The following is a 13,449-nucleotide window of genomic DNA, read 5'->3' as shown; positions in this document are numbered from 1 at the left end:
ACATTTAACCTCTATTCGATTTCAGCAGATGCCAAGCCTCCCTAACCCATAAGACCAAAGAAGACCCCATTAAGATTATAACCCAATCCTCAACAGACAGACCACCCTTAACAATATTAAAGAACTTCTGCAAAATAGGGAGTTCCACCATTACAATCTGTCCAATAAAGATAATCGAAATGATAAAGAGTAATCCGCGACATCCCTTAAAGTGAAGTGCACTACGCCCCGTTTCAAAAGCACGTGCATTAAACAGATAGAAGAAATGCGTCATCACAAAGATGGTAAAAATCAAAGTTAACTCATAAGGACTAAGTCCATTCACTTCTCCAAGCTGCAAATGAAGAATATCCCTCAACGCCTTAATATCAGCGTGCTCGAAGATATAAAGTAAGGCAAACAACAGCACAAAGAACAAGCCGCCCACCCCAATGATATTCCAACACATTGACCGGTTGATAATAAAAGCGTTGCGATCACGCGGCTTATCCTTCATCACTTTTTCAGATGGAGGCAACGAAGCCAGTGCCATTGCAGCAAAGGTATCCATAATAAGGTTTATCCATAGCATCTGAGTTACTGTCAGTGGAGACTCCGTACCCATAAATGCACCTGCAAGTACAAGAAAGCAAGCCGCCACATTCACCGTTAGTTGGAAGAGTAAGAAACGTTGTATATTCTGATAAAGTGAGCGTCCCCACATCACAGCCTTACCAATACTACTAAAAGAGTTATCAATAATTGTAATATCAGAAGCCTCCTTAGCTACGGCAGTACCATCACCCATAGAAAGTCCCACATGTGCCGCTTGTAATGCTGGCGCATCGTTCGTTCCATCACCCGTAACAGCAACCACCTCGTGACATCGTTGCAGCGCTTCCACAAGTCGTTTCTTATCTAACGGTCGGGCACGAGAAATAATCTTCAGATCCTTTACCCGTTTATCCAATTCCTCATCAGAAAGAGCAGCAAATTCAGGACCCGAAATAATATTCTTATCAGTATCATTACTTGTCCACAACCCGATTTGTCTACCAATCTCTTTGGCTGTCCTTGCCGTATCACCTGTGACAATCTTCACATCAATACCCGCCTTCATACATTCACGAACAGCATCAGGCACATCACTTCTCACAGGGTCACTAATAGCAACAATCCCCTGAAAAGTCAAATTATCTGCAACAACACGTCCATCCTTAAATACTTCCGTCTTACCATCTAAAATCTGATAAGCAAAACCCAAAGTACGCATAGCCTGCTCCTGATAGCCTTCTAACTGACATTCAATATCCCCTTTAGCCACATTACATTCCGTCTGGCTACAGAGTCCATAGACAATCTCAGGCGCACCTTTGACATAGAGAATCTGTTTACCCTCCACCAATGCAGAGTTAACGAGGACGGCCATATACTTTCGTTCAGTAGTGAAAGGAAGCTCTTCCACAACATTCGCTTCCTCTCTCAATTCTTGATAAGAAATCTTGTACTCATTTAACCAAAGCAGCAAAGCTCCCTCAGTAGGACTACCCAAGACCTTAGGGTTATTAGCATCCGTACAATCTATTGAAGCTGTAGAATTGACCGCAATACCCTCTTTCAGCAAGCGAGAAGCAAGACCGTCATCTAACTTCTGGTTATCCAAAGCATAAAATTGAGTCTGATGAACCCGCATCTGATTCTGTGTCAGCGTACCCGTCTTATCCGTACAGATAACCGTTGTGGCGCCCATCGTCTCACAGGCATGCATCTTACGTACAAGATTATTGGTCTTCATCATTCGCCGCATACTATACGCCAAACTTAAAGTTACAGCCATCGGGAGTCCTTCTGGCACCGCAACAACAATCAACGTTACGGCAATCATCATTGTATTAAGTAAATGAGCAAACAAGCCAGACATACTTTTATCTGGTAAGAGATAATCGTGGAAGATGATCACGCTACATAGCAAAATACAGAAGTAAGCTATTGTAACAGTCGTTTTCACATACCATTTCCAACGATTAAACCTTTTAATGACCAGCCAAAAGAAGATAATCGTAGGAATAGCCAATGTCCACACAATAGGCTTCCAATGGAAGAAAACTATCAACCTACCGAAGATAATGAAACCAGCAAAAATATAGCTTATTTTGGTAATGAGAGCACTCAGCCCGTCAAGCTGCTCGCTAAGAGGAGTTTTTACACTATCATCAATTTGTGCTGCTTCAAACACCTTACCATTTTCTGTATTATCACCTACAGCCTCAACCTTAAAGATACCGTGTCCTTCCATCACCTTCGTTCCACGCAGTACTTGATTCGTAGCATAGGAAGCATCCTTATCAAAATCCTCTTCTTTTACGGATTTATAAGCAGGTACACTTTCTCCATTCAGTGTAGACTCATCGACATAAAGCGAAATAGCCTCCAACAGCCTACCATCAGCAGGTATCTCAGCACCCGTATTGATAATAACAATATCACCAACAACGATATCTTTTTTAGCAACCGTTGTTGTATTTCCGTTTCTGATAACCTCAACCTCCTCCTCATCATTCACCTGATTGAGGATAGAAAACTCTTTATCCGCTTTCAACTCAAAAAAGAAAGCAATACCTGTCGCCAAAAAGATTGCTATAAAAATACCGATAGGCTCAAAGAAAACAGCTACTCCATCCTCATTATGGAGTCCCCAATATTCCCAAAAAGAAATACATATAGAGAGAAAACCAGCAATGAGTAGAACGATTATTAGAGGGTCTCCAAACTTCTCTAAGAATTGTTTCCAAAGCGGAACTTTCTTTCGAGGCGTTAATACATTAGCCCCATATTGCTCACGACTCTCCAACACCTCTGTGTCAGTCAAACCTTCATAATGTTTTTTTTGCCTCATAAAACAATTAATCAAATTAATTTAGAAGGAATCAATCCCACTCTCCAACCAGTCAATAAACACACTTCCGATGGAATATACCAGCCAACATTAATAAAAAAGTCCAACACCTTGTCATATAGAAGAACAGACTTACCTTAATGCTGTAATAATAAAATATAGCATACCTAACGGCTGACACGGCAAAAATACAAATAAAATATGAGAAAATCATCCCTTTTACAGTATAATTGGTGCTATAAGGAATTAAAAAGATTAGAACCACAATAATTCATGTGCTAAAGTACCCTGTCTCTTCCGTATTACACAAAAACATAGCGGCCAGAAAAGGCTCTTCCATTAAATACATAGACAGAAAATGTAGGCTTATATGCTGATATAGTATGACAAATATAATTTCAGATGGTCAAAGAGAAAAATAATAACAAGACGACTGACCTGAAAAACTTATAGAACCCAATCTATTCATAATCGTGTTTCGTTCCTTCTAAAACAAATCTACTCCTTTACTCATTAGGGTTTGTAAACTATTTTCACACCCCTTAAAATCTACATATGCTCTTTTAGCTTCGAAAAGATGCCCAATTGACTTGCAAAAGATGCCCTTTTGAGGTCTTACTAACACCCTTTTGAGGTTCAATTAGGCACCTATTGCAAAAGGCTCTTGTAACTATTTGATACAATGTTGTTTACAAAATAATCTCTTATACTTATTTTGGGCTCTTTCTTAAGAACATTTTCTTCAAGTGATGTAATAATTTTTCAGATTTCTACCAGCATTTTTCAGACATTAAAAAGAAAAGTGTCTAACTGTTCTATACACAACAAACACCTACGCATTTAATGAAAGAGCCCATAAAAGGGGGGTAGGAAAGAATGCGGGCGTTCTCAGCTTCTACATTCCAACGTTTTATTATTATTTTCTATTTTTACTTAATAAAATTACATAAATCATCACATTTATGTGATAAAAAACTTTTATTCGTTAATTAAAATCAAATTCTCCTTAAAATCAGTTGCGCCCATTGCATATTTTTAATATATTTGCGAAAACTCTATTATGAGTCTTAAATAACTCTTTTTATTAATTAAAACCATGTAAGAATGAGCAAAAGATTTACTAAACTTATTGCCATCTTCGCTACAGCCATGGCAGTATTGCAAGTTTCCGCTCAAGTGAAACAAGAGGGCAAGAGATCACTCCTCATTGCCAAGTCACAAATCACACAGGAGACAGAACAGCAGAAGTTAGACCAGCTCAAGGCCTTCCCTAAGCTCTTAGGGAAAACACTTCCCATGGAAACTCCATCACCATTTTTCACTCCAACGGTGACTATCCGCCCCAAAGTATCAAGAAAAATGGTAACAGTAAACCCCGAGCTGGTCATGTGGGGAAATATTGTATCAAAAGAAAAGAGTGGCATGTTCTCTTTCCATCCTGTAGAAGCCATCAATTTTGAGCAGTTGGCAGACTACAGTAAAGCCTTCTTTAACGGAGGAAGTGGTCTCGTTGATAACGAACTCCACGGTATATTTCTTGATACCAGCATGTCATCACTTGGTATTATTCTTCTAAAGCACTTTGCTTTCAACACAACAAACTGGCAAATATCAGAGGAGCCATTGTATGTAAGCAACTTTGCTCTCCTTGCTCTTGAAACAGCTAACGATCCAAAGACTGGCGAGGTATTCGGAGAATTCTACACGGAAGATCTTAAAAACTTCGAATGGGGTGTAATTGATTACAAAACCCTAACCCGTACAACTATTGCACCTGCCACACACTCTTATGTAGCATTGGGTATTGCCAATGATGGCTTCGCATACGGTATCAGCAAAGAAGGCGACCTCTACCAGATTGACCGCAAGACTGGTACAGAAACGCTGAAAGGTTCAACAGGCGTGAATATCACCGATGATGAGGGCAGTTATTATTATCAGAGTGGTGAGTTTGACAACCGCACCAATGAGTTCTACTGGGCTTCTACGGATAAAGATGGCAAGTTTGAGCTTTACACTGTTGACCTCGCAACAGGTCATGTAACTCCAGTAGGTGGCTATTCAACACCGCTTACGCTTATGGCTCTAACCTTCCCTGTCAAAGCTACAGCCAGTGGAGCCCCTGCTGCTGCAGAAAATTTACAGACCGAATTCAAAGAAGGATCACTCACGGGTAAACTGAAATTCAATGTTCCAACCAAGAAATTCGATGGTAGCGCGTTAACAGGTAATGTTGATTACATCATTTATGCTAATAGTGCCGAAGTTTCTAAGGGGAAAGCTGAGGCTGGTAAAGAGGTTTCAACCGATTTAACAGTTAATGAAGGTATGGTTAACTTCATCGTAGTTCTGAGTAACGAGGCAGGTGATGGTCCACGTGCAAAGCATTCTATGTATGCTGGAAATGACAGTCCAAAGGCAGTGGATAACCTGAAGCTGACACTTGATGAGAATGGTCATGCCACCGTAACATGGGAAGCTCCAAAGGAAGGTGTGCACAAAGGCTACATTGGTCAACTAACCTATGATGTTTTCCGTAACGTAGGCGGCACATCCGAAAAAGTTTCTTCAGGGCAGACAGCTACTGAGTTCAGTGAGACACTCACCAAGGGCAAACTTTCTTCTTATTCTTATTCTGTACAAGCTATCAACTCAACAAAGAAGAGTGATTTGGCGACGACCAACGGAGAAACGTATGGTAACGCTATGGAGGTGCCATTCTTCGATGACTTCTTAACGAAGGAAGACTCTAAGGTCTACACCATTATTGATGCCAACAAGGACAAATGTACATGGTATTGGAGCAATGCCAAGGGTGGAGTCTTTAAGTGTAAATATCATCCAAAGAACCATGGTGACGATTGGCTAATAACTCCTCCAATTCACATGAAACAGGGTAAGACTTACAACGTATCATTCAAGGCATTGGCCATTGGTGGTACTACTTATCCAGAACGCTTAGAAGTGAAGTGGGGAACAAATAACACTATCGAGGCAATGACTGGAGAGTTGCTCCCTGCAACAGTACTCAACAATAGGAATTATAAGACCTTTACGGGTCAGATAAAGGCTACTACCGATGGAAACTATTTCGTAGGATTCCACGGAATATCTGATCCTAATATGTTCTCTATCTTCCTCGACTCCTTGACGATTGAGGGTGCTGCAGACGAGAAAGCTCCAGCAATGGTTCAAGACCTCACCGCTACAGCTGATCCTACAGCTGCACTGAAAGCTACACTAAAGTTCAAAGCTCCTTCAAAGGCTATTGATAAAACAGATTTGACCAGCATTACGAAGATTATTATTCGTAATAAAGACCGTCTTGTTAAGGAGATTAAAAACCCAGCACCTGGTAGTGCACAGGAAGTTGTTGACGATGCAGCTGCTCAGGGTATGAATAACTACGAAATTGTAGCATACAACGAGGCAGACTTTGGTCAGAAAGCAAACGTATCAGTATATGTTGGACAAGATGTCCCAATGATGGGTAAAATCAAAGCAACCGACCTTGTGACATCTGCTAATCTCAAGTGGGATGTCCCAACAGGTGCTCATAAGGGTGTTATTCTTCCTGCAGAGGTGACTTATCAAGTGAATAATGTGACTGACGAGGGCGAGCTTGGCGATGAGCTTACCAAGATAAAAGGAAAGACAGAATACACTGTTACAGGTCTGAACACCAATGAGGGAAAGCAGAACTATAAGCACTGGGCTATTAAGGCTTCAAATGATGCAGGCGAAAGTAGTTGGGTTGCAGCTGGCATCATCGTCGGAAAACCTTACACTTTACCATTCCATAACAGCTTCAAGAATGGTTCTATTGAAGGTCAATTCATGGGTCTGGAGCGTTCAAGCAGCAGCACCTCATGGGCTCTTACCAAGGATGTTTCTTGTGACAATGACAACGGAGCTGTCGTCTTCAACCCTTCAAAACCAGGTACATCAGCACTTATAACAGGTAAGATTAGTCTTCGTGGAGCCGAAAATCCAAAGCTGATATTCTACTATCGTGCTGACGAGAACGCTCAACAGAAGGTTGAATTACGTTTTGCTAAGAAGAATGGTGATGTAACAGAGCCTGTTTGGACCAGTGAGAAAGCTAATGTTACCACGACAAATGGTGAATGGAAGAACTTTATCGTTGATGTTCCTACAGAACTAACCAACGAAGATTTTGTCTTCCTACGTATCATAGGTATTGCAGACAACATCACAAAGGTTCCAGTATACATGGACAATATCAATATTGTTGACCCATTACAGAAAGATGCGGCTGTTGAGGTAACAGCAACAGACAACGTCAAGAAGGGGCAGATGGCTGAAATCAATGTCAAAGTAACAAATATTGGACTCGATGAACTAAAGAATACCAAGCTTGAACTCACCGTTAATGGTAAGATTATCAAAGAGGATAATATAGAGAGTCTCAAACTGCTTGACAAGAAGGAGTATAAGATTGAATATAGGACAACTACTCTTGACAAGGCTGAGACACTTAACGTAAAAGCTTCAGTTCCACTTGATGACGATCTTGAACCTGACAATAATGAGGCTGAAGCAATCATTAATTGCGCTGCAGCAGATGTTCCTGCACCAAAGAACCTCACAAATGTCAAAGTGGACGACAATAAGTTAAAACTAAAATGGGAAGCTCCAGAGTCAACAATAGAACAAAAGTCTGACGACTTTGAAAGTTATGAACCTTGGAGTACATCCTTCGGTAACTGGACAACCATTGATGAAGACCAAGGACTTGCAGCTCCGCTTGCTAAGGGGGCTACTTATCAACATCAAGGTGAACAGTTTGCATTCATGGACTGGCAACCTTCTGACATATTTAAGTCTGGTCAAGGGCTTGATCCACACTCTGGAAGCAAATCACTTGTAGCCATTTATCAGGTAAATGAAGACAAAAACTTATTGCAGCAAGCAACTGGCTCATCAGTCCAATCCTTTCCGGCAAGGCACAAACCATCAGTTTCTGGGTTAACAACGTTAATTCTGCAGATAAGTCTTATGGTAAGGAGAGCTTCGATGTTCTCGTATCAAACACCGATAACCAAAAGGCAAGCTTCCAGAAGGTGGGCGACACTCACGAACAAAGCACTGCCACATGGACAGAAGTGAAGGTTGATGTTCCTGAAGGGACAAGATACTTTGCTATTCATCATAACACTTCTTCTGATCAGGCATTCATCTTCATGATTGACGATATTACCTACGAGAGTAGCACTGGACCTGTTTCATACAATATCTATCGTGATGGTGAATATCTATCAAACAGTATCAAGCTGGAAAGTGGCGATATAGTATGGGACGGAACAGACCATAATTACAGCGTAACAGCTGTTTATGCAGATGGATCAGAGTCTGAACCAACTTCTATTAAGGTGACAACAGTCATCCAAAAGGTAGGTGCTAATGGTGAGATTCTCTATGATGTCTACACTATTGACGGCAAATTACTTCTCAAAGATGCAAAAAGCTTGAAATCATTGGGCAAAGGTATCTATGTCATCAATGGTCAAAAGACTATCATAAGATAATGAACAGAACACAATCCAGAAAAAAAGGATTGACACAATCGGAGCCGGAACCCTCATAAGGGTTGCGGTTCCGCATCATTCTTCTATATAAAATAAGTAAGAGGCAAACTGGCTTCGTCACCAGACAATGATTATCTTTCTGTATTCTGAAGACACAAAGCCAGATTAAACAAATAACCCCACACTTCTATGAATTTCAGAAAACGATTATTCCTAAAGCTGCTATTTACATTCACAGCGGCACTAACAATAACGGCAGCACCAAGACCAAAGGCTGTAATCAAAGCTGTAGCAGCCAAAGTTTTCAGACAATCGCCATCGTTATCAATGACACGTGCAAGCGGAGAAGAGCCCAGAACCCTCCTCGCAAACAAAGCTTTTACCGTCATGGGATATAATAATGGCGGATTTGTCATCGTCAGCAACGACGATCTCCTACCAGCTGTCATCGCTTATTCGAATACAGTTTTCGACAAAAACACAAGCAATACTGGTTTCAAATGGTATCTCTCAGCTGTAGAAGAAGCTATCAATGGTATTGTAAAAGCAGGCAAACCACGCACTATGATAGCTCCCGATCAAAGTAAATATGCTGCTAAAATCCCATCATTTGTCACTTCTATATGGGGACAGGAGAAACCTTACAACAACCTTTGTCCTGAAGGAACCACGTCAGGTACAGGCTCATGGCAGGGCTATGGTAGCACAGGAAGGACCGTAACAGGTTGTGTTGCCACCGCTATGGCACAGATTATGTATTACAATAGGTGGCCAGAGAAAGGTACAGGAGGGACTCATTCTGTTTATGTAAAACAAGCTAATGGCACAAAGAAGATAGTGACCGTTAATTATGAAGAGAGCTTTTATGACTATGCAAACATGATTGATAGTTACAAAGGACACTACTCTAAGGAACAGGGCGATGCTGTTGCCAAACTGATGTTGGATTGTGGTGTGGCTGCCGACATGAATTATGCTACAGATGGTTCGGGAACTTACACCGAGAATGCAGCCCGAGGACTAAGAAGAAACTTCGGCTATCCAGAAACAACACAGATGTTGAAGCGCCGCAGATACAGTGAACAAGCATGGATGGACATCATTTATAATGAAATTAATGAACGTCGTGCCATTCTCTATACGGGTGTTGACAACAAGAATGGTGGTCATGCCTTTGTTCTCTCTGGATATGATGAAACGGGAAAGGTATGGATTAACTGGGGATGGGATGGTGCCAGTGACGGATTCTATGATATTGCCCTCCTCAACCCTAAGTCGTATAAGTTCTCCGAAGACCAAGATATGATCATCGGTATTGAGGGTGAAAAGACAGAAACCATACAGGATACCATCACCGTTGATACCCCAGGAAGATTACAAGAGCTCATTGCAGACAGCATAAAGAGTAAAATATCTTCTTTGAAAATCAATGGCAAGATTAACTCTACTGACCTCCGCACTATCCGACAGATAGCAGGTAACAACCCAGACGGAACTATCCAGCGCAGTTCCCTCGTCTCTCTTGACCTTAGCGACGCTGTTATCGTAAGTGGTGGAGACCCATATCTTGTAGATGATAAACGTCAGCTGACAACGAATGACAATGAGATTCCAGAGCGTGCTTTCTTTAACTGTAAGTCAATACGTAAGCTCATCCTACCGAAATCGACGATGACAATCGGCGACGGAGCCTTTGGAAAGCTGGGACGACTCGATTCAATTAGTATACCTACAGGCGATGACAAGAACTATATCTTTGATGGTCAGACGCTAATGACAAAGGACTCAAAGGAGATTATCGCTGTTATGCCAAATAACAAAGGTGACTTCAACGTGGCAAAAGGCATCACAAAGATTCACAACTATGGTTTCTCTGGATGCAGTAAGCTAACAAAAATCGTACTCCCTAACACCATTACAACCATTGGTGATGAGGTTTTCTCTGGTAATAATTCCCTCGGCATTATCCGTCTCTACTCCAAGGAAGTGCCTGTCTTAGGTCACAATGCTTTTACCGATATTAGTAAAAGTGAAATAAAGCTTCAGATTCCATCTGGAACTAAAAACCACTATAAGCGTAATGCACAGTGGAAGGATTTCGACATTGTTGAGTTTGGGACTACCATAAAGGCTCGTAACATGATTCGTACATACGGAAGTGAGAATCCAAAACTTGGTTGGCAACTCAAGGGCGATTATGTTGAAGGTACGCCAGAACTATCATGCGAGGCTACAAAGACTTCGCCGGTAGGCAAATATACTATTGTCGTAAAGCGAGGAACGATAACAGAAGAGCAGGTAGAATTTGCCAATGGCTTCCTCATCGTGAAAAAAGCAACGGCAAAGATGCATGCTAAAGACGTGACCATAGAGGTAGGACAAACACCTTCATTCGGCTATACTGTTGACGAATTACAAAATAACGAAACGACAGTCGCACTGGAAAAAGAACCTACTTTCACCATCACAGATAGTAAGGGTAAAAAGGTTACTGAATACAACGTACCTGGTAAGTATACGATTACAGTGAGCGATGCAGAAGCTGAAAACTATAAGTTTGAGTATTCAACTGCTGTTCTTACCATTACCTTATCACCTAATGGTATACTTAATACTCCACAAACAGCAAGCACAGTTACCTTCGATGTTTATAGTCTCAATGGTACTTGTATTGCCAAAGGCGTTTCAAGCCTTAAAGGTCTTTCCAAGGGCGTTTACCTTGTCAACGGCAAGAAGCTGATAATTAAATAACACAAAAATTAGGGGATGTGACAAGTGCTCACATCCCTGTTTTTCTCATTTAACACTTACTCCTTATCCTATTGCTATGAATACTAACCATAAAATATTACACGAAAAAGAACCCTATAAGAGATAATAGAGGGGAAACATTAATCTGACAAAAGTATCACACTAACATAAGCAATAAACTATCATTATTTAACTTCATAAAGTAACATTTGCCATCCTACTATTTGCCAAGAACACCGCAGCCTTAAACTGAAAGAACTTGCTTCGTTTTTAATGAAGCAAGTTCTTTAATATCTCACGACTTTTTCTCAATAGCCATGCCGTTCCTTCTTTATAAAATTTTCCTTCACTTTGAAGGTTTCACGGCAACAACAGAAAACAGCAATGGTATCTCGCCATTCTTTCCTGCGACTTTGAATGTTCCATTCTTTTCAGCAGCCATATTCCCAAATAGGTTGAAAGGTGAGTAATCATACTCCCCGAAAGACTGGACCTGTAAGTCATTATTGAGCAAACCATTCAGCACTACAGCTAACCCATGATTCCACGTAACGGTCTTTTGCCAATTGTCATTTTCCGAATCAGTGTAGGTAGATTCTTCCACAATGTAAGGCTCTTTGCGTGAATAAGCATATCGGACTTGCGAGAATTCTTCATTAAACATCCACAATATGGGATGGAATTCCACGATAACAAACTTTCCACCGTCTTTCAGCGTTTGTGAAATTACTTGTCCCCATTGGATTAAGTCTGGCAACCAATTAACTACACCATAAGATGTGTATACAATGTCGAACTTCTGCCCTTTCAACACAGTAGGCGCATCATAGATATTGCAGCAACAGAATTGTGCATTCAGCCCTAATTCCTCATTCAACGACTTTGCTGTTTGTATAGCCTCTTCCGAGAAATCCACACCAACGATATTAGCTCCCATCTTTGACAGGGAAAGTGTATCCATGCCGAAATGGCATTGAAGATGCAGAATAGACTTTCCTCGAACATCTCCTAATAGAGACAAATCCAAGTCGGGAACAGACTTTACCTCTCTTTTAAACTTGTCCAAGTCGTAAAATGAAGAATACAAATGAATTTTTGTTCTTGCATTCCACGCTTCTTTGTTTATCTTATAATAATCTTCCATCATGTATTTCTTATTTATTACCCTTCTCCCAACGTTGAAACCTATCCATAAAGAAGAATGCAGAAAACACACTTAGTATGGTAAGAACAATACCAATAACTGCCCATAGAACCAGTTGTGGGAAAGATAAAACTGTTACTTTTAAGAATTCAGCAAAAGAATAGATACAGTAAGGCAATGTAAGGAGGCTTGTAATGATAACGGGCACATACTTTCGATATACAATCCACTGCACAATATGCATTAACAGGTGAACGAAATATCCTGTCAATGCAGCAAACCACCATTGATATTGACCTGTCCAAACCGAGCAAAACGAAACAACAGAAATAAGTATGAACTCGTGAGCAGTACCAACGGCAAAGGTCGAAGTAGAATAATCGAAAGGTCCTTGTCGAGTAAAAAACGATTCGATTTTAGGAAATCGTTTTTTCAATTCTTCCCTATTTCTGTCAATCCAACACCTAAACATAATAATTTCCTCGTAATCATGAACCATAAACACGAAAGGAAGAAGCATCATTATTAAGTTTATTTTTGCCATAATTTCTCTTGTTATTTATTTCAAACTACCATACTGTTTCTTCCAATCCTCTAAAGTGATTTTGGTAAAATGCTCTGTGCGAACCTCATTTAACAGTGGAACAGTCTTATTGTCTTCTGTATGACTGTAAACGAATCCGCATTTCTCTTGTACTCGTTTCGATTTCTCGTTGCCATCGTAGTACCCACACCAAACTGTAGTTTTCCCTAAGTCCTCAAACGCATACCGAAGCAATTCGTTTACGGCTTCAGGTATCAAGCCTTGTCCCCAATAGGGTTCACCAATCCAATAACCTATCTCACACTCGTTGTCTGCCATATCTGCGCTTTTGACTTCACTTCTTACAGCCATTATTCCAACGCAACCGATAGCTTCACCTGTTTCTTTCAACACAACTGCATAGGTTTCAGGAGCAGAGAATGCTACCTTTATAATCTCACGACTGTTCTCTACACTTGTATGCGGTGGCCAACCAGCAATCAGACCAACGTTTGGATTCCGAGCATATTTGTATAATGCTTCAGCATCGCTTTCTTTCCACGCTCTCAATAGCAGGCGTTTTGTTTGTAGTCCCATACTTTTTTCT

Annotated in this window: 6 protein-coding genes and 1 pseudogene; 3 read left to right on the top strand and 4 right to left on the bottom strand. The window is 40.7% G+C overall.

What is annotated here, in order from left to right; all coding sequences use genetic code 11:
- Positions 1-4 precede the first annotated feature (4 nt).
- Entirely contained in the window at positions 5-2,875 is a 2,871-nt protein-coding gene (locus tag J5A56_RS09565) for a cation-translocating P-type ATPase (protein WP_021671987.1), read from the bottom strand.
- A 1,104-nt stretch (positions 2,876-3,979) separates the two neighbouring features.
- On the opposite strand from J5A56_RS09565, the pseudogene J5A56_RS13850 reads away from it, so the two are divergent.
- The 3 genes and pseudogenes from J5A56_RS13850 to J5A56_RS09555 form a co-directional block, all read left to right on the top strand.
- Positions 3,980-5,971, top strand: a pseudogene (locus tag J5A56_RS13850) (choice-of-anchor J domain-containing protein); the annotation flags it as partial.
- A gap of 1,826 nt (positions 5,972-7,797) precedes the next feature.
- The gene (locus J5A56_RS13545; protein ID WP_349251580.1) at positions 7,798-8,424 is read left to right on the top strand and encodes a choice-of-anchor J domain-containing protein; all 627 of its coding nucleotides are present in this window, start codon (positions 7,798-7,800) and stop codon (positions 8,422-8,424) included.
- A 189-nt stretch (positions 8,425-8,613) separates the two neighbouring features.
- Complete coding sequence (locus tag J5A56_RS09555) at positions 8,614-11,175, top strand: C10 family peptidase (RefSeq protein WP_036919899.1); 2,562 nt, start codon at positions 8,614-8,616, stop codon at positions 11,173-11,175.
- A 346-nt stretch (positions 11,176-11,521) separates the two neighbouring features.
- Here the strand turns inward: J5A56_RS09555 and J5A56_RS09550 are convergent, their stop codons facing one another.
- From J5A56_RS09550 to J5A56_RS09540, 3 genes are read right to left on the bottom strand one after another with little or no spacing between them, the layout of a single operon-like run.
- The gene (locus tag J5A56_RS09550) at positions 11,522-12,319 is read right to left on the bottom strand and encodes a class I SAM-dependent methyltransferase (RefSeq protein WP_036919908.1); all 798 of its coding nucleotides are present in this window, start codon (positions 12,317-12,319) and stop codon (positions 11,522-11,524) included.
- A gap of 10 nt (positions 12,320-12,329) precedes the next feature.
- Entirely contained in the window at positions 12,330-12,863 is a 534-nt protein-coding gene (locus J5A56_RS09545; RefSeq protein WP_021671982.1) for an HXXEE domain-containing protein, read from the bottom strand.
- Between the two features lie 15 nt (positions 12,864-12,878).
- Complete coding sequence (locus J5A56_RS09540) at positions 12,879-13,439, bottom strand: GNAT family N-acetyltransferase (protein WP_021671981.1); 561 nt, start codon at positions 13,437-13,439, stop codon at positions 12,879-12,881.
- Positions 13,440-13,449 lie beyond the last annotated feature (10 nt).

Origin of the sequence: Prevotella melaninogenica (assembly GCF_018128065.1) — a bacterium.
In the GTDB taxonomy this organism is placed as follows: Bacteria; Bacteroidota; Bacteroidia; order Bacteroidales; family Bacteroidaceae; genus Prevotella.
This window is presented reverse-complemented; position numbering and strand designations above follow the sequence as displayed.